Source organism: Pseudomonas sp. FP603 (genome assembly GCF_030687415.1).
GTDB lineage: Bacteria > Pseudomonadota > Gammaproteobacteria > Pseudomonadales > Pseudomonadaceae > Aquipseudomonas > Aquipseudomonas wuhanensis.
This window is the reverse complement of record NZ_CP117431.1, coordinates 3,474,313-3,492,323: the sequence shown is the minus strand read 5'-3', so window position 1 is coordinate 3,492,323 and position 18,011 is coordinate 3,474,313. Positions and strand designations below refer to the sequence as shown.

Here is an 18,011-nt window from a genome sequence, read left to right as displayed (position 1 = left end):
TTTAGCCCGGCTGCCTGACCGCCAGAATGCTGCCCGGCACCGAGTACAGCGCCCGCTCGGTATTGCTGCCGATCAGGCGGTCGATCCCCACGCGATGCACCGTGCCCATCACCACCACATCCGCCAGGTACTGCTCGACAAACTCACTGATGACCGGCACCGGCAGGCCCATGACAAAGTGCCGACGCTCGGGAGGAACACCGTAGCGGTCCGCCAGGGTGATAAACGCCCGGTGCAGGGATTCGCGCAGTTCCTCGACGAAGTCCACACTCCAGCCCCCGGCGATCAGCGGCGCATCGCCGTTGAATGCAGGCGACAAGTCGTAGGCGTACAGCAGGTGCAGCGGTGCGTCGCATTGCAGCGCCAGTGCGTTGGCCGTCTGGATGATGGTGTCGTTCAGGCCACTGATTTGCGTTGCCGGATCGAACGGGTCCACGGCGGCCACGACCCGGTGCGGCAGCCCGTAACGGACCTGGTTGACCAAGTGCACGGGGATCGGGCATTCGCGCAGCAGGTGACAATCGAGCGGGGTGATGAACACCCGTTTGAGCGCCGGTTCCAGGGTGACGTCCTTGATCAGCAGGTCGGGCTTGAGGTCTTCGACGGTCTTCAAAATATCCAGCAGCGGATGGGTGGTGAAGATGGCTTCAACCGTCACTGCCACACCCTGCCCGCTGAGCCGCTCGACCTCGTCGGCCACCCATCGATGACAATGGCGCAGATAGCGCTGATACCCTGCCTCATCGATTTTTTCATCCCACAGGTGAACAATCGGTGCCGGATCGACAAAGGCCCGCACATCCAGCGCGGCCCCGCTCGCCTTGGCCAGCGCGACGGCACGGAGCAAGGCCGGGGACTGATGCAGGGTTCGGTCGGCAATCAGCAACAAACGTTGATATTGACCCATCTCACACCTCCGCTCGAAACCGGGCCTTACGCGCCGGCATGGGCCAAGACTGCGCCCGTTGCCCCCTCCCCCAGGTTGATTTACATCAAATACCCGCCAATGAGCGCCGTCGTGACGGGTGTCTGATCCAGATCAGATTCAACGGCTGCCAGCAGCGTAAAAAGGAATCGACCGCGTGGCTGATTTCCACGCTTGCGCTTTTCAAACAGGATGGAGGACCGTCCATGCTCTCAGTCAAAGAACACAATGATCGGGCCGCGGCCGCCTATGCCTCGGTCACCGGAAAATACTGGATCGAAGCGCTCAGGGACGGCCGCCATGTGCTGATCAGGCCACTGTTGGAAAAGGACCGCGATCTTGAATATGCCTTTATCAAACGCCTGTCGCCCGAGTCCCGGCACATGCGCTTTCTCGCGCAGATCAACGAACCCGGCGGCGCCATGCTCGATCAGTTGATGGACACCGACAACAAACAGCGCATGGCCTACATCGCGCTGGTTCACGAAAACGGCAAACTGATCGAAATCGGCGTCAGCCGCTACGCCGCCACAGCGGAACATGAGTGTGAGTGCGCGGTGACGGTCGCTGATGAATGGCAGCACCTGGGCCTGGGCACCATTTTGATGGAACATCTGATCAAGGCCGCCCGCAGAAACGGCTTTATTCAGATGTATTCGATCGACGCCGCAAGCAATGCCCCCATGCGTGACCTGGCCAAAGCCTTGGGTTTTGATAGACACAATGATCCTGACGACAGCCGCCAGGTCATTCATCGTCTGTATATGTCGTAAAAGCCGATTGCCCCGCGACGTACCGGCCAACGGTCCGCCGTGGGGCAAGTCAACGCTCAGGATGGCGACAGCTTGTCGGGTTTGATCGCCAGCACACTGCAAGGGGCTCGGTGCAAGAGCTGTTCGGCAGTCGTCCCCAATAGCTTGTTCAACCCCGAGTGCTGCACGGTCCCCATCACGATGACATCGATGCGATGGTCTTCGGCGAACTTGCAAATACTCGGCAACGGCGCACCTTCGATAAAATGCCGACGCTCCGACGGCACGCCGTGACGTTCGGCCAGCGCCGTAAACGCTTGGTGTTGCGCCGTGCCCATGGCTTCATAAAGACCGGAGGCCAACGGGAGTGCGCCAACGCCCATGTCCAGGGCATACACGGCTGTCCAGTCATACACATGCACCAACTCGATCTGCGCCTCACACTGTTCAGCCAGCTTGGTGGCGGCGTCGATAATCTGGTCATTGAATACCAGGTCCTGCTCTTCGCTGCGCAACACATCGACGATGGCCAGCACGTTGCGTGGCCGCGCATTCAGCGCGTTGGTCACCAGATGCACCGGCACCGGACAATTGCGCAACAACTGCCAATCCAGCGGTGTGAAAAACACCCGCTTCAACGCCGATTCTTCCTGGGCATCCTTGATGATCAGGCTCAGCGGCATCTCATTGACGAAGTGCAGGATTTCCTCGTAAGGGTGCTGCACCCACACCACCTCACTGGTGACCGCGACACCGTGGTTTTTCATCAATTCGGCCTGCTCGGCAAGCCATTGCCGATGGGTTTGCAAATAACCGTCCCGGGCCTGGGCGATCTGCTCGGGGGCAAACAGGCCGGCGACGGCCAGGGCCTGCAAGTAATCGAATGCCACGATGTGCAGCGGTGATTGCATCGCGCGGGCCAATGCGGCGGCCCGGTCGAACGCCGGAGTACGGGTCATGGATTGGGGGGCGATCAACAGTAAACGCTGAGTCTGCGACATGGGACACCTCGGCACGCGGCCATCTCGATGAAGTGAGTAGAACCCTAGAGTGATCGCAGCAGAATCGGGCGACTTGATCTTTGTCAGCTACAGTGCGCGGATGCACGTTAATGCAGCAACATGCCCGCCCACATCGCCAACGTCAGCAAGACCTGACCGGGAATGACATACGCGGCGAACCGTCGCCCGCCGCTGACCCAGGCCACCAGACATTTGCTCAGGGAGTTACTGCTGACGGCAACCAGCGTGGGCCCGGCAATGGCGTCGAACGGCAATAGCCCGGCCTTGGCCAGGGCGCCAATGGACGCCGTCGAAGAATGTGCATCGGCGAATCCGGTGAGCGTCGTCGTGACCATCACGCCCACTTCACCAAAGTGGCTGAGTACCATCGAAGACACAAACGTGATGCCGGTCATGGTCAGTGCGATGACCAACGCCAGCTTGAGGTTGAACGCACCGCCGACCTTGACCGGCTGATTGGCGCCACTCGCAGGTTTGGGCAACATCAGGCTCAAGCCATACAGCGCCGTGGCGGCGGCACCCAACAACAACGGCCCCCACATGTGCCGCAATAGACCGAGATCGACCGCTCCCAGGATCAGGCCGACCTGAATGATGGTCGCCAGGTTGGACAGCATCGCTGCCGCGCTCAGGACTTTGATGTTGCCTGGCTCCTTGGCGACCAGATGCCCCATCGCGGCGATGGTCGCGATACTGGAAGCAAACCCGGAGGCGACGGCGCTGACCACATAACCGTAACGGGCACCCAAGGTACGGACGGCAATGTGCCCTATCGCCCCGACGGCCATCAGCAACACCGTCAGGGTGCAAATGGTGCGCAGATTGATGGCGGCATACGGGCCGATAAAGCGGTCCGGCGCCAAGGGCAACACCACCAGGGCGGCGATCAACAACACCAGACCGTCGCGCATTTCCGCTTCGGTCAATTGGCTGCGCGCAAAATGGTGCAGTTTTTGCCGATACGTCAGCAGCCCCGCCACCACCACGCCAATGGCGATGGCCAACTCGGGCGCGGTGCCACACAAAGCCCCCAGGGCCAATACCGTGAACAACGCCACTTCACTGGTGACCCCAGGGTCAGTGCCCAGGCTTCGCCAGTAAGCCACGGTGGCCAGCAAGGCCACCGAAATCGCCATGATGCCCACCAGCAAACCACCACCGACCTGCATCGCCACATAACCCAGCAACGCGGTGATCGCGAACGTGCGCAATCCGGCACAGGCGCGACTGTCCCCACGGCCCTTGTGCCGTTCACGTTCAAGGCCGATGAGCATGCCGATCCCCAGCGCAGCCGCCGCGCCTGCCAGGCCCAAGGTGTCGTTCATGCGATTGCGTCCAGGTAAGCCACAAGCCCCAGACTGCGCCGGTATGACGCACGGGAGGTTGATAATGGTCAATATTTTGTAGATGGACGCGCGACTCACCACACGTCGGACTGCCTGCTGCATCACTCGCCAAGTTGATAAAGATCAATCCCTCTCCCCCGGTCGGCGGCAGGATAAAACCTGGCCTCCTGCGCAAGCACTGGGGGCCAGTGGACACTGGAATTTCTACGGTTCTGACGGGAGTTTGGTCATGTCTGAGCAATCACGCTTCATGCTGGTCGTCTCGCCTCTTATGGAAAACAGCCCCGCGTTCGACCGCGCCGCCGCACTGGCCAAGGCTGCGGGCGCAGCCCTGCATATCGTCGCCTTCGATTACCTGGAAGGCCTGGCAACGGCGAGCATGGTCAACGAACAAGCGCTGGAGCAGATGCGGCTCGGGTATGTCGAGCGCCATCGGCAATGGCTCGAAGAACAGGCCCGCCCCTTGCGTAAAATCGGGGTGCCCGTCACCACGGAGGTGATCTGGGTTGAACGACCTTTGCAGGAAATCCTCATTCATCTCAAAGAACAGCCCATGGCGGTACTGATCAAGGCACTGGAATACGAGTCGCTGCTATCACGGATAATGTTCACGCCCCTGGACATCCATTTACTGCGCGAATGCCCGGTGCCGCTGCATTTTGTCAGCCACGTGAAGCAGGTGCTGCCGCGCAAGATCGTCGCCGCGGTCGATCCCTTCCATAGCAACACTCAGTACAAGGATTTCAACGACAGGATTTTGCGCGAGGCCGCAAAACTGGCGAGCACCTGTAGCGCCCAGCTCGACGTGATCTATGCCCACGATCTTTCATCCCTCAGTGCGGGCGAGTTCGATTTCGACAGTAGCTCGGCGCTGTTTTCCCCAGGCAAAGCCAAGACATTATTCGATGCTCAGGCCGATGCCTTCCGCGAACTGGCCGAGCGCAATGGTATTGCGCCAGAGCAACAGCACATGATCATGGGCAACCCGACCAAGGTTCTTAGCCAATACGCCGATGCCTACGACATCGACGTGATTGTCATGGGCCGGGTCGGCCACCGAGGCGTGGGTCGACTGGTGGGCAGCACGGTGGAGCATTTGCTGTACAAGATGCCGTGCAGTGTCTGGGTGGTTTCACCTGAAGTACTGTAGAGCGCTGTTTCGCACAGCCGCCACCACATAACTTGCGCCAGCGCTCGGTCACTACGGATGTACTGCCGGGCGCTGAACAGCAACATGATGCTCAGGGTTCCTCGAACGCATAACCAGTTTGCGCAGCTCACTGAACCAGAAAACAGCACTGGCCATGGCAAAACAGCCCCCCCACTGGCTCAGTGTCAATGCGCTCGTGCTGAACGCCTTATTGAGTGGCGACCAGTGCACCACGGCAACCTGCAACGTCAGCGCCAGCGCAATTGCCGCCCAGAGCCACCGATTGGAGAACAACCCGATAAATGCACTGGCCGACTCTGAGCGAGCACTCAGCGCATTGAACAGCTGCGCCAATACTAGGACGGTAAAACCGGCAGTGCGTGCCTGAACCAGCGATTCATGCCCCGGTATCAAACCATCGGGCAGCATCCAGTCGACCGTCAGCAAACTCGCCAACGCCATCACCAGACCGACCTGGAGCACACCACGCCACATGTTTGCATCGATGATTCGATCCGTGGGCTTGCGCGGGCTACGCCTCATCACACCCTCATCATGCGGATCAAGCCCCATGGCGATGGCAGGCGCCGCATCCGTGATCAGATTGATCCACAGAATCTGGGTGGCCAGCAGCGGCAAGACGATCCCGCCCCGTTCATCAACCAGGCCGATGACGCCCGCACCGATGACAGCAAAAAAGACCGTCAGTACTTCCCCCATGTTGGAAGACAGCAAGTAACGGAGAAACTTGCGGATATTGTCCAGAATCCCGCGCCCTTCACGAACAGCCGACACGATGGTTGCGAAGTTATCGTCAGCCAGAATCATTTTTCCAGCTTGCTTGCTCACTTCCGTGCCGGTGATGCCCATGGCAATGCCGATATCGGCCGACTTCAGTGCCGGAGCATCGTTCACGCCATCCCCCCCGGTCATTGCCACCACATGCCCCTGGGCCTGAAGCGCATCGACGATCCGCAGCTTATGCGAGGGCGCCACGCGTGCATAAACCGATGTCGATTTGACGGCCTCGGCCAGTGCCGCATCGTCCAGCTTATCCAGATCGGCACCGGTCAACGCCCCGGCACCGGCCTGAATGATGCCCAGATCCTCGGCGATGCGGGCGGCCGTTCGCGGATGGTCGCCAGTGATCATAATGATGCGGATACCAGCACGATGGGCCTGGGCGATGGCCGGCGCGACTTCTTCACGCGGTGGATCACTGATGCCCACCGTACCGATGAAAACGAGCGCTGCCTCAAGGGCTTCACCGGCCGTGACATCCTCGCCAGGCGCCAAAGAACGGTACGCCACGGAAAGCGTACGTAATGCCTCACCCGACAACTCATTTACATCAGCCACGGCTTTTGCACGCAAATCGTCGGTGAGAGGTACCACGTCCATGCCGACTTGAATATGTGTGCAATGTTGAAGCAGCACATCGGGCGCACCCTTGCTGATCAGCAAGCGCTCATCGTTATGTTCATGATCGATGACCACGGCCGACATCATTTTTCGAGCGGAGGTAAATGGTATTTCAGCCACGCGCTCGAAGCGCTCCAGGCTGCGTGCGGGTGCATCCAGCTTGCGCTCCGCCACCAGAAAGGCGCCTTCCGTCGGATCGCCTTGAATCACCCAGGTGCCATCTTCCTGCTGTGCAAGCGTGGCATTGCCGGCCAAGCTTCCGCCGCGCAATAACAGCACGTTTTCGCTGTACACCGGACCACCGCTCAGGGGCACGTCCTGATGATGAATCTGCCCCTGCGGGGCGTAACCGACACCGCTGACCACCCCTTTGCCTGAGGCGGTCATGGTTTGCTGGATGGTCATTTCAGAACGGGTCAACGTGCCGGTCTTGTCGGTGCAGATGACCGATGCAGAGCCCAAGGTCTCCACTGAAGACAGTCGCTTGATGATGGCTTTGTTGCGGGCCATCCGCAGCATGCCGAACGCGAGCACCAGTGACAGAACGGCGGGCAGTCCCTCTGGCACCGCAGCCACCGCCAGGGACACACCCAGCAGGAGAACCCGCAATACATCGTCGACACCCTGAATATCAGTGAGCATCAGCACGGTCGCGACGACGACCGAGGCGATAACCAGCACCGCGAGGCCAATCATCTTGCCTATCTCACGCACCTCCTTTTGCAAAGGTGTCACCTCTTCGGGTGTGACATCCATCAGGTGCGCTATCGCCCCTACTTCCGTCGCCATGCCGACCGCCGTGACAATGCCGAGCCCCGAACCCTGAACGATAGCCGTGCCTTTGAAAACCATGTTGGCGCGCTCTGGCAAGGGCACTTCGCTGTCCAGACGGAGCGTGTTTTTGCAAACTGATTCACTTTCGCCGGTCAACGAAGCTTCCATTACCTGCAAGGCATTGGCCTGAATGAGGCGAGCATCGGCGCCTACCGAGTCGCCTTCGGACAACACCAGCAGATCCCCGATCACCAGGTGATGACTGGGGATACGCGCCACGGTGCCGTCGCGGATGATTGAAGAAGAGGTTTGAGTCAGTTTGGCCAGCGCCGCAACAGCTCGTTGTGAACGGGTTTCCTGGAAAAACCCCAGAAACGCATTAACCAGCACAATCAGCACGATGACCAACGCATCGACAGGCCAATCGCGGCCATCCATCAGGAACCAGGTGGCCAAAGTGATGGCTACCGCGGCGAACAGCAGATACACCAGCGGATCGCGAAACTGCGCCAGAAGATAATGCCAGGCGGGTTTGACCGGTTGGGTCCGTAACTCATTGGGCCCGTCACGGTTCAACCGGGCCTGGGCTTGCGCGCTGGATAAGCCCACGCCGATGTCTGTGTCCAGCTCACGGGCAATCGTCTCCACGTCTTCAAGGTACGGGGGCGCGATACGGGGGCTGCCAGACTCAACTGTTCTGCTCATCTCTTGGAAGCCTTGTTGATTTAGCTCAATGTCCTTGCGCTGTTCAAGTGTAGAAAAAACTGAGCGGGCCGGGCTTGCGGTCCATTGCCATCAACGCATCAGACAGAGGACATCACCATGAACGACTTGAGTCTGCGCCAGAGCATTATGGACGAGCTTGAGTTCCAGCCCGAGATCGATGCCGTCAACATTGGAGTAACCGTGGACAATGGCGTCGTCACGCTCACTGGGCACGTTAAAAGCTACGCGCAAAAAATCAGCGCGGAACGCGCGGTAAAAAGCATAAAAGGGGTACGCGCCGTGGCCGAAGAAATTCAGGTCAGGCCGATGAAAAGCGCCGGCACGGCAGACGACGCCATTGCCTCCCGCGCCTTGAACATCCTCACCTGGAGCTCCGACATTCCCGAGCAGGACATCAAAGTCATTGTGCAGAAGGGGTGGATCACCCTTGAGGGCGAAGTGGACTGGCAGTACCAGAAAGAAACCGCCGAGATGGCTGTGCGCAAGCTGTCGGGAGTGGTAGGCGTGGACAATCGGCTCGTCCTTCGTCCGCAGGTGAACGTGGACGATATCCAGCGTCGCATCGAAGAAGCCCTCAAACGCAACGCCGAAGTCGATGCCAAGGCAATTCACATCAAGGTCGAAGGCGATGTGGTGAAGCTTGAAGGCAAGGTTCATTTGTGGCGTGAACGTCAGATCGTCGAACGTGCCGCCTGGTCAGTACCGGGTGTGAGGCAAGTCGATGATCATCTACGCATTGCCTGAATCAATGAGCCCGGGGAACCTATAACTCCCCGGGATACCAAGCACTTGCGGCGGGCCAAACGGCTTCCCGTTCGTCGATTGCTCCCGGCGATCTTCTGAACGGAATCCGTGCCCAAGTGCACAACACCTATGCTTTATATATAACCCCCATGGGCGCCATTGACATGACTGAAGTCCGCCTGCTTCAGGGTCAACACCTCAAGGCTGCCTGTTCCAATTGCAGTGCATTAGAGTTTTGCCTGCCTTTTGGTCTCAACACACAGGAACTCGAGCGCCTGGACAAGCTGATTTTGCAACGGTTCAAGGTCAGGAAAGGCGCCCCCCTCTACCGCGCGGGCGATCCCTTGCGCTTGCTGTATGCGATCCGTATCGGCTCATTCAAGACCAGTGTGCTGTCGCTCGATGGCCGCGAGCAGGTCACCGGGTTCCAGCTGCCCGGCGAGATGCTCGGCCTGGACGCCATCAGCGCCGATGAGCACACCTGTAATGCGTTTGCCCTGGAGGACAGTGAAGTCTGCCCCATCCATTTTTCTCAGCTGGAAAAACTCGCCCGGGAGCTGCCGGCACTGCAACACAACCTGAACAGGTTTCTGAGCCGTGAAATCGTCCGCGATCACGATCTGCTGATGATGTTGGGCAACATGAACTCGGATGAGCGCCTGGCCGCCTTTCTGCTGAACCTGTCGCAGCGCTTGAGCATGCGTGGCTACTCATCCAGCGAATTCATACTCAAGATGCGGCGCGACGAAATAGGCTCCTACCTGGGGTTGCGCCTGGAAACCATCTGCCGGGGTATCGCTCATCTGCGGGAACAGGAATTGGTGGAAATAGCCGGCCGTGAAGTCAAGGTGCTGAACATGCACGGGCTCAAGCAGCTGGTCGTAGGTTGCCATTCGGCGGTCCTCCACTGACGCTGCAGGGCTTTTCAGCGCTTATCAAGGTAACGAAAAAGCTCCTCCTCCTGATCGAAGTGCAGCCGCACGAGGGTATCCAGGCGGATCAACTGATGCTGTATCTCATCGACAGAAGCTGTCGCCGGGTCGGCACTGAAATCCGTGCTCATGCGCGCCAGTAAATGGATCAGGCGAAAGATCTCGCGGTGGACGTGGCTCATCGCCGACATGGGGTCCTCGCCGGGCAGGCTTTGCGTCAACAGTGGGTACAGGGTGTTTTCGTCGTCCCGTTCATGGCGGACCAGCGATTCTTGCAGATTTTTTACCAGCGCCAGCAAGTCGCTCTGCGCTTGCTCGAGGGGGCGCTGGGCGAAGTCGCTTGCCAGTTGGTGCAGATCGCTCAGTACCGAAGCGAGCTGGTCGTGTTCGTCTTGCAGGTGATCGATATGCTCGGCGGCCAGCTTGCGTTGGCGCAGACCTGGCAAAGGCCCCAATGCACGCAAGGCATTGAAGATGATCACCACGTCGATGCCCTCCTGCACCACGGCACCAACCAGCGGCGGCAGGTAGCCGAAGGCGGCTACCCCCATGGCCAGCACCGACATGCCCATGCCGGCCAATACACCTTGACGGGCGATGTGGCGAGTCTGACGGGCGATGTCCAACGCCTCGACCAGACGATCCAGACGATCCACCAGCAGCACCACACCCGCTGCTTGCGCGGACGCCGTGGCACCGCTCGCCCCCATGGCCACCCCGACATTCGCTGCCGCCAGTGCGGGAGCATCGTTGATGCCATCACCGACCATCAGCGTGCTGGCGTGCAGGCAGGCATCCTGTACCGCACGCACCTTGTCCCCAGGACTCAACCCGGCACGCAACTCGTCGATCCCGGCCGACAAGGCAATCATCTCGGCGGTTTCCACACGGTCACCCGTGAGCATGACGATCCGCTCGATGCCTCTGTTGCGCAGTCGGCGCAGGGTCAGCGGGGTTTCCCGACGCAGTTTGTCCGAGAAAATCAGCAGGCCCGCGAGCGCCCCCTCCACTTCAACGAAGCTGCCGCTGCACGCCAGGTAATCCATGCGGCGCAGCATGGTGGCGGCCCAGTCGCCAACCGGTGACTCATTTTGAACAAAGGACAACGTGCCGAAACGCACCCGCAGGCCATCGATCAATCCGCAAAGACCAGCGCCCGGGCTTTCCTCGACCGCCTGCGGCACGCTGAGCGGCAATCCACGCTGACAGGCGGCCTCGACAATGGCCTGGGAGATGGGGTGCGTCGAGGCCTGTGCCAGCGAAGCGGCCAGGCCCAGCAGACGCCGCGGATCGAGCGCTCCGTTGGTCTCGATTGACTGCAGACGGGCGTGACCGCTGGTCAACGTGCCGGTCTTGTCGAGAAACACTTGCTTGACCTCGGCCAGCGCTTCCAGGGTGACGCCGTCCTTGATCAAAATCCCGCGCCGCGCCGCCCTGGAAATACCTGACATGATCGAAATCGGCACGGCCAGGATCAACGGGCAAGGCGTGGCCACCACCAGAACCGCCAGCGCGCGCAAAGAGTCGCCACTCATGTACCAGGCGATGCCGGCAATCAGCAATGTCAGCGGTATGAAGAACAACGCGTAACGGTCGGCCAAACGCACGAAAGGCGCGCGCGATTGCCGTGCGGCTTCAGCCAGGCGCACTACCCCGGCGTAGGTGCTCTGCGCTGCGGTTCGAGTGGCAGTCAGCAGCACTGGCGCGCCGACATTGGTCACCCCGCTGGGCACTAGCTCTCCTTCCCGGCGGGTGACCGGCAATGACTCGCCGGTGAGCGCCGACTCGTCGAGAATCGCCGTGGGGCTGAGTAAACGACCGTCGACCGGCACCACCTCCCCCAGGCGCACAAGCAGTGTCTGATGTGGCTGGATCTGCTCGACCGGAATCTGCCGTAAATTGCCGTTCTCCTGTAGCCAGGCAACGCGTGGCGCACGGTCGACCAGTGCACGTAGTTCGCGTTCGGCGCGTTGTTGGGTGAAGAACTCCAGGATACGCCCCGACGCCAGCATCAAGGCAATCACCGCCGCCACCAGCGTCTGCTGAAAAAATAATGCGGCGGCAATCGACAGCAGAGCGATCAGGTCCACACCCGCCTCGCGCCGGGCCAGGCGCCTGACAATCTCGACGAGCAGCACCAGGGCCATCACCAGACTGCCAGCGGCCCAGCAAATCGATGCCCAGTCAGACTTTTGAGCCACCTGCGCAATGCCCCCGGCCAGGAGGGTCAGGGTGGTGAGCAGCAATAAAACCGGGTCCAGCCACTTACTGAACATCGCTGTGGGTTCCTCAACAAACGCTGCGCAGCCCTCGTTGTACAAATGCCTGCGACTCATCGCCGTTATGGGTAGAGCTTAGGTCTCGAATGCCTGGCATGTCCGCTGCGCGTTATCAATTGAAGCTTCGCCTGGCGTTAGCGCAATAGCGGCAGCGGGACAAAATCGCTGTCTGCTTTCTTTCTGATTTAAATCAAACAGCCAGGGGCCGTTCACGTAGACATTTAGAGTCAGCGTTCATACCGCCGTATCTGCGGTCAGCGCTCATTCTTTCGTTTCGTGGAGGCCTGACATGGCGACTCATCTGCACGGCACGCAACCGATTCTCCCGCCGACTGCCCCCCAACCCTTGGCCGGTAGCTGGCGACAACTGGAGCCTAAACGCCTGTCCCTGAGCCTGCTGACGGCTCTGGTGATCGGCTCGATGATCGGCAGCGGCATTTTCAGCCTGCCGCAAAACATGGCCGCCAGTGCGGGTGCCGGCGCCATCCTGATTGGCTGGCTGATCACCGGCGTCGGCATGCTGTCGCTGGCACTGGTTTATCAAACCTTGTCCAGCCGTCAACCGACCCTGGACAACGGCGTGTTTGCCTATGCCCGGGCGTTGGGCGGTGAGTTCCTCGGCTTCAACTCCGCTTGGGGTTATTGGATCAGCGCCTGGGTCGGCAACGTCAGTTACATGGTGATTCTGTTTTCCGCGCTGAGTTTTTTCTTCCCGCTGTTTGGCGAAGGCAACAACAAAGCGGCGATTGTCGGGGCGTCCGTGGTGCTCTGGTCATTGCACTGGATGATCCTGCGGGGCATGCGCACCGCGGCCAAAGCCAACGCCCTGACCACACTGGCCAAAGTCGTGCCCTTGCTGCTGTTTATCGGGCTGGTGATCGCGGCCTTCCAGCGTAAAACCTTCATGGCCGACTTCTGGGGTTCTCCTGCACTGGGCAGCACGCTGGATCAGGTCAAAAGCACCATGCTGGTGACCGTCTGGGTGTTCATCGGGATCGAGGGTGCCAACGTGTTTTCCGCCCGTGCGGCCGAACGCGTCAACGTCGGCCGCGCCACCGTTATCGGTTTCGTCATTACCCTGTTGCTGCTGATTGCGGTGTCCCTGTTATCGCTGGGCATTCTCGGACAACCGGAGCTGGCGACCCTGAAAAACCCTTCGATGGCGGGGGTACTTGAGGCAGTTGTCGGGCCGTGGGGTGCGATGTTGATCAGCATCGGCTTGATCATTTCAGTCGGTGGCGCCCTGCTCGCCTGGACGCTGTTGGCAGCCGAATCGATATTCACCCCCGCCAAGGAAAAGGTCATGCCGGGTACGCTCGCGGTGGAGAGCACCCGTGGCGTGCCCGCCAATGCGCTGTGGATCACCAACGGCTGCATACAGCTGTTCCTGCTGCTGACGCTGTACTCGAGCGCCACTTACCTGACCCTGATTTCCCTGGCCACTTCGATGATTCTGCTGCCGTACCTGTTCAGCGGTTTGTACGCATTGAAACTGACCTGGCAGGGCCAGACCTACGCCGGCCACCGAGGCCTGCAACTGCGCGACATGGTCATTGCCTCGGTCGCCACGCTGTATTGCCTGTGGTTGCTGTATGCCGCCGGGCCTAAATACATGTTGCTCAGCGCGTTGCTCTACGCCCCCGGCTCGTTGATTTACCTGGGCACCCTGAAGGCTCGCCAGGGGCAAGCGCTCAACGGCCCCGAGACGGGACTGTTGATCATTATCTGGGTGGCGGCAGCCATCGCCGGCTGGATGTTGTGGTCCGGAACATTGGCCTTGTGAGGATGTTCTTGTTTTGTCGTGGTGGGCCGCAAAACCAATGTTTCGGCTCACCTTATTCGCCAAGAGGAGAAAAGAAAATGAGCAACTCCGTGAAGAAAGTACCCGTTCATACCGAAGCGAAAACCGCTCTGCGCCCAAAGACAAATGATCTGATGCGCCCCTTCGAAAAGCTTCGGCAACAGGTCGACCATCTGTTCGAAGACTTCAGTCTTGGCTCAGGATTGTCGCTGTTCAACCGTGGACTGTTCGATGTCGAACCCTTGTGGGGTCGGGAATTGATCGGTCAGAGCATGCCTGCAGTAGACATCGTCGAGAAAGATAAAAGCTTCGAAATCACTGCCGAACTACCCGGCATGGATCAGAAGAACATTGAGATCAAGCTGTCCAATGGCAGCCTGATAATCAAAGGGGAAAAACAAGAAGAGAAAGAGGAAAAAAAGAAAGGCTACTATCTTAGCGAACGTAGCTATGGCTCCTTCGAACGGATGTTCAACCTGCCCAAAGAGGTGGATGCCGATAAGATCGAAGCCAGTTACAGCAAAGGCGTACTGAGCATCTCGTTGCCAAAAAAACCTGAAGCACTGAAGGCTGACAAGGTCGTGCCGATCAAAGGCAGCTAAGTCCCGGGCCTGCCCCTTGTCGGGAAACCGACAAGGGGTTTTTTATGGGTGCCGGACAACCTCGCCCTTCATCCCCTGAACGTTGTGGGGCTCTTAATGACCAACCAAGCCTTGAGCTCGGTCAGCGAGCGGGTATTGATCACGTTGTGTTTTTCCAGCCAGCCACGGCGTGCCTGAGCGACGCCATAACGCAAGTTGGCGAAATCAGCGGTGCGGTGTGCATCTGAATTGACGCTGATCAGCACACCTTCATCCTTGGCGTATTGGCACTGCAGGTCGAACAGATCCATGCGTGGCGGTTGCGCGTTGAGTTCCAGGCAGCAACCGCGCTGAGCGGCAGCCTTGATGATTGCCGGCAGGTCCAGGTTCAGCGGGTCGCGTTCATTGATCAGGCGACACAGGGGGTGGGCCAGGATGGTGAAGTAGCGATGATCCATGGCCCTCAGAAGGCGTTGGGTCTGTTGACGCAGCGTCAGGCCGAAATGACTGTGGACGGCGCCCACCACCAGATCCAGACGTCCCAGAATATCGTCGGGTAAATCCAGGTTGCCGTCTTCGAGAATGTCCACCTCGATACCCTTGAGCAACGTCATGCCCTGCAAGCGGCTGTTAAGCGCATCGATTTGGTCGATCTGCTTCAACAATTGCTCGACACCCAGCCCATGGGCCACCCTGAGGGACTGTGAATGGTCGGTGATCGCCAGGTATTCCAGCCCGGCCCCCTGGGCCGCCAACGCCATCTCTTCCAGGCTGTTGCCTCCATCCGAAGCGTGGGTATGCGCATGAAGGTCGCCTTTGAGGTCGGTCAGCTCAATCAGCCCAGGCAAATGGCCGGCCAATGCCGCAGCGACTTCGCCACGGTCTTCGCGCAGTTCCGGCGTGATCCACGGCAAGCCCAATGCCTGATAGACCGATACCTCGGTGGTGCTGGCCAGGCGATTTTTGGCTCGGAACACGCCATATTCATTGAGCTTGAGCCCCAGCTTCTGAGCCCTCTGACGAATCGCGATGTTATGTGCCTTGCTGCCGGTGAAATACACCAGTGCAGCGCCATACACCGCCGGCTCGACGATACGCACATCCACTTGCATGCCTGAGTTCAGCATGACGCTTGCACGCGCATGCCCCTTGACCAGCACGGTGGAAATGTCCGGATGGCTGATGAACTGCGTGGTGACATCCACCGAAGGCGCTGCCACCACCAGAATATCGATGTCGCCGACGGTGTCGCGCATACGCCGCAGGCTTCCGGCAGTGGTTGCTTGCTCGACACCTGGAATCTGCTGCAGGTATTCGGTCAGTCTGCGCGCCATCGGCTCAACCAAAGCCAATGGCAAACGGCGATCCTTTCCGATCCCCTTCTGCGCGGCGCTCAACAGCCGCGCCTCCATCCGCTCACCGAAGCCGGGCAAATGGCGAATGCGGCCCTGTTGAGCGGCCAGACAGAGTTGCTGCGCAGTTTCGATACCCAGGTCATGATAAAGGTTTTTGACGCGCCTGGGTCCCAACCCGGCAATGGAAAGCAGCCCGACCAGCCCGGGTGGCAATGTCGAACGCAACCGTTGGCGTAGCGAGCAATCACCGGTGGTCACGATTTCATTGATCTTTCCGGCAAGATCAACCCCGATCCCGGTCAGTTTGGGTAATGCCTCGCCACGAGAAAGGGTTTTCGCCACGTCAAAGGTCAACGCCCTCAAGGTCCGTGCTGCATTGCGGTAAGCCCGGATCCGGAAGGGATTGGCGTCTTCGATGTCCAGCAGGTCAGCGACTTCATCAAAAACCGCAGCGATATGATCATTGTCGATCACCTGACTGCCACTGGGCAGGGGCGGCAAGACTGCCGAAGGTGCCTGCAAAGGCACGACGGTGTGCTTCATGGCGTGATTCCCATCGCACAGGCTTTATGAAATCAGCATTACCGATCCAGCCTTCCCGGCATTGATATAAGTCAGACAGCAACCGGACACTCATCGGCCACTTCGTGCACCGACTATTGATAAAACTCAAATGGTCGACTGCATTCAGGCGTAGGAATGATTGAAGAGGCGATACAGGCCCGCGACGTCGAATGGATCGAAACAACCCCGTGCGAGCCCTGCCCTGACAGTCGACGTGATGCCGCGCCGCATCGCACGTCGGGCAATCCACCCTTATGGGGATGACGTTCATGAACACACCTTCCCAAAACATGCTGGACCACCTGTACGGCACGCATACCCACATAGACGAGGCCTCGATCGTTCCGCTCTTGCGTCAATACGCCGACCCCCTGCCGGAACTGAATTCACCAGCCTTTGGTGAGATGTTCGACCGCTACGCGGATGCACGCGTGGTGATGATCGGTGAAGCCAGCCATGGCACCAGTGATTTCTATCGGACCCGGGCCGCGATTACCCAACGGCTGATCGAGCAGCACGGGTTCAATATCGTGGCCGTTGAAGCAGACTGGCCAGACGCCGGTCATGTGGACCGTTATGCCCGGGGGCTGGCGCGCTCGGCCTGGGCACGACACATTTTCAGCCGGTTCCCGACCTGGATGTGGCGCAACACCGATGTGAAAGCGTTCACCCATTGGCTGCATCAGTACAACCACCAACACGCGCCTGAACAGCGCGTCGAGTTTCGCGGTCTGGACGTTTACAGCTTGCGCAACTCCATCCACGAGGTTCTGAGCTATCTGGACCGTGTCGATCCGCAGCTGGCACATGAAGCACGGCGTCGCTATGGCTGCTTAACCCCGTGGCAGGATGATCCTGCACTGTACGGCCACTTTGTCGAACGCGACGGCATCATGCCCTGCGAACATGCGGTGGTCGAACAGCTCAATGCCATGTTGGCCGAGCAACTGACCGGGGCTATCAAGGACGATGAGGCGTTTTTCGATGCAACCCAGAACGCCCGGGTCATCCAGGCGGCGGAACAATATTACCGAGCGATTTATCGAGGTTCGACCGCCTCCTGGAACCTGCGTGACAGGCACATGTTCGACACATTACGTGCGCTGCTCGAACACCGAGGCCCGCAAGCCAAGGCCGTGGTATGGGCGCACAACTCGCATATCGGCAATGCGGCCGCGACAGAGATGGGCTGGAAAGGTCAGTTCAATATCGGTCAGCTGTGCCGCAGTGCCTATGGGCGCGATGTGGTGCTGATCGGCATGAGCACCGACCGTGGCCAGGTGGCCGCAGCCGATGACTGGGATGGCGAGATGCTTATCAAGGACATCCGGCCGTCCCGGCCAGACAGTTGGGAGCGCCAGTTCCTCGACGCCGGCGTCCCGGCTTCATTGACCGACTGGCGGGATCCACAGCGAAAAGAGCTGCGCCGGGCCCTGTCCAAACCGCTGCTGGAGCGGGCCATCGGTGTGATCTATCGACCCGCCAGCGAGCGTAGCAGCCATTACTTCGAATCAGTGCTGAGCGAACAATTCGACGCCATGGTCTGGATTGAACAGACGCAACCGGTAACCGCGTTGCCCCTGCCGAAAAGCCAGGCGCTGGAACCGGAAGACGAAACCTTTCCATTTGGCATATGAC

General features: G+C 59.5%; 13 protein-coding genes. 7 read left to right on the top strand and 6 right to left on the bottom strand.

From position 1 onward, the window contains the following. Window position 1 precedes the first annotated feature (1 nt). Complete coding sequence (locus PSH65_RS16135; protein ID WP_305421181.1) at window positions 2-907, bottom strand: universal stress protein; 906 nt, start codon at window positions 905-907, stop codon at window positions 2-4. Between the two features lie 224 nt (window positions 908-1,131). Between PSH65_RS16135 and PSH65_RS16130 the strand changes: the two genes are divergently transcribed. After that, window positions 1,132-1,698, top strand: coding sequence for a GNAT family N-acetyltransferase (locus PSH65_RS16130; protein WP_305426998.1), 567 nt, complete (start codon window positions 1,132-1,134; stop codon window positions 1,696-1,698). A 56-nt stretch (window positions 1,699-1,754) separates the two neighbouring features. Here PSH65_RS16130 and PSH65_RS16125 read toward each other — a convergent pair whose 3' ends face one another. After that, complete coding sequence (locus PSH65_RS16125; RefSeq protein ID WP_305421179.1) at window positions 1,755-2,678, bottom strand: universal stress protein; 924 nt, start codon at window positions 2,676-2,678, stop codon at window positions 1,755-1,757. A gap of 107 nt (window positions 2,679-2,785) precedes the next feature. Beyond that, window positions 2,786-4,024, bottom strand: a complete 1,239-nt coding sequence (locus PSH65_RS16120) for a DUF4010 domain-containing protein (protein WP_305421178.1) — start codon at window positions 4,022-4,024, stop codon at window positions 2,786-2,788. Between the two features lie 250 nt (window positions 4,025-4,274). Between PSH65_RS16120 and PSH65_RS16115 the strand changes: the two genes are divergently transcribed. Then, a complete protein-coding gene (locus PSH65_RS16115) occupies window positions 4,275-5,195 on the top strand; it encodes a universal stress protein (RefSeq protein WP_305421177.1) in 921 nt (306 codons plus the stop codon). 51 nt (window positions 5,196-5,246) lie between these two features. Here PSH65_RS16115 and PSH65_RS16110 read toward each other — a convergent pair whose 3' ends face one another. Beyond that, complete coding sequence (locus PSH65_RS16110; RefSeq protein WP_305421175.1) at window positions 5,247-8,096, bottom strand: cation-translocating P-type ATPase; 2,850 nt, start codon at window positions 8,094-8,096, stop codon at window positions 5,247-5,249. A 117-nt stretch (window positions 8,097-8,213) separates the two neighbouring features. Between PSH65_RS16110 and PSH65_RS16105 the strand changes: the two genes are divergently transcribed. After that, window positions 8,214-8,861, top strand: coding sequence for a BON domain-containing protein (locus PSH65_RS16105; protein WP_305421174.1), 648 nt, complete (start codon window positions 8,214-8,216; stop codon window positions 8,859-8,861). Between the two features lie 164 nt (window positions 8,862-9,025). Continuing rightward, window positions 9,026-9,772 carry a fumarate/nitrate reduction transcriptional regulator Fnr gene (fnr, locus tag PSH65_RS16100; protein ID WP_305421172.1) on the top strand — a complete coding sequence of 249 codons (747 nt, stop codon included), beginning with the start codon at window positions 9,026-9,028 and terminating at the stop codon, window positions 9,770-9,772. Between the two features lie 14 nt (window positions 9,773-9,786). On the opposite strand, the gene PSH65_RS16095 is transcribed toward fnr, so the two are convergent. After that, a complete protein-coding gene (locus PSH65_RS16095; protein ID WP_305421170.1) occupies window positions 9,787-12,069 on the bottom strand; it encodes a heavy metal translocating P-type ATPase in 2,283 nt (760 codons plus the stop codon). 292 nt (window positions 12,070-12,361) lie between these two features. Between PSH65_RS16095 and arcD the strand changes: the two genes are divergently transcribed. Next, window positions 12,362-13,855 carry an arginine-ornithine antiporter gene (arcD, locus tag PSH65_RS16090; protein ID WP_305421168.1) on the top strand — a complete coding sequence of 498 codons (1,494 nt, stop codon included), beginning with the start codon at window positions 12,362-12,364 and terminating at the stop codon, window positions 13,853-13,855. Between the two features lie 77 nt (window positions 13,856-13,932). Next, window positions 13,933-14,475, top strand: a complete 543-nt coding sequence (locus PSH65_RS16085; RefSeq protein WP_305421167.1) for an Hsp20/alpha crystallin family protein — start codon at window positions 13,933-13,935, stop codon at window positions 14,473-14,475. A 68-nt stretch (window positions 14,476-14,543) separates the two neighbouring features. Here the strand turns inward: PSH65_RS16085 and polX are convergent, their stop codons facing one another. After that, window positions 14,544-16,352, bottom strand: a complete 1,809-nt coding sequence (gene polX / locus PSH65_RS16080; RefSeq protein WP_305421166.1) for a DNA polymerase/3'-5' exonuclease PolX — start codon at window positions 16,350-16,352, stop codon at window positions 14,544-14,546. Between the two features lie 290 nt (window positions 16,353-16,642). On the opposite strand from polX, the gene PSH65_RS16075 reads away from it, so the two are divergent. Then, window positions 16,643-18,010, top strand: coding sequence for an erythromycin esterase family protein (locus PSH65_RS16075; RefSeq protein ID WP_305421165.1), 1,368 nt, complete (start codon window positions 16,643-16,645; stop codon window positions 18,008-18,010). Window position 18,011: the final 1 nt, after the last annotated feature.

What these genes read in the sequence shown, in the direction of transcription:
- PSH65_RS16135 (WP_305421181.1), bottom strand. Translation starts at nt 907, where the DNA reads ATGGGTCAATATCAACGTTTGTTGCTGATTGCCGACCGAACCCTGCAT.
- PSH65_RS16075 (WP_305421165.1), top strand. Translation starts at nt 16,643, where the DNA reads ATGAACACACCTTCCCAAAACATGCTGGACCACCTGTACGGCACGCAT.
- PSH65_RS16120 (WP_305421178.1), bottom strand. Translation starts at nt 4,024, where the DNA reads ATGAACGACACCTTGGGCCTGGCAGGCGCGGCGGCTGCGCTGGGGATC.
- PSH65_RS16130 (WP_305426998.1), top strand. Translation starts at nt 1,132, where the DNA reads ATGCTCTCAGTCAAAGAACACAATGATCGGGCCGCGGCCGCCTATGCC.
- PSH65_RS16085 (WP_305421167.1), top strand. Translation starts at nt 13,933, where the DNA reads ATGAGCAACTCCGTGAAGAAAGTACCCGTTCATACCGAAGCGAAAACC.
- PSH65_RS16115 (WP_305421177.1), top strand. Translation starts at nt 4,275, where the DNA reads ATGTCTGAGCAATCACGCTTCATGCTGGTCGTCTCGCCTCTTATGGAA.
- PSH65_RS16125 (WP_305421179.1), bottom strand. Translation starts at nt 2,678, where the DNA reads ATGTCGCAGACTCAGCGTTTACTGTTGATCGCCCCCCAATCCATGACC.
- PSH65_RS16110 (WP_305421175.1), bottom strand. Translation starts at nt 8,096, where the DNA reads ATGAGCAGAACAGTTGAGTCTGGCAGCCCCCGTATCGCGCCCCCGTAC.
- arcD (WP_305421168.1), top strand. Translation starts at nt 12,362, where the DNA reads ATGGCGACTCATCTGCACGGCACGCAACCGATTCTCCCGCCGACTGCC.
- fnr (WP_305421172.1), top strand. Translation starts at nt 9,026, where the DNA reads ATGACTGAAGTCCGCCTGCTTCAGGGTCAACACCTCAAGGCTGCCTGT.
- polX (WP_305421166.1), bottom strand. Translation starts at nt 16,352, where the DNA reads ATGAAGCACACCGTCGTGCCTTTGCAGGCACCTTCGGCAGTCTTGCCG.
- PSH65_RS16095 (WP_305421170.1), bottom strand. Translation starts at nt 12,069, where the DNA reads ATGTTCAGTAAGTGGCTGGACCCGGTTTTATTGCTGCTCACCACCCTG.
- PSH65_RS16105 (WP_305421174.1), top strand. Translation starts at nt 8,214, where the DNA reads ATGAACGACTTGAGTCTGCGCCAGAGCATTATGGACGAGCTTGAGTTC.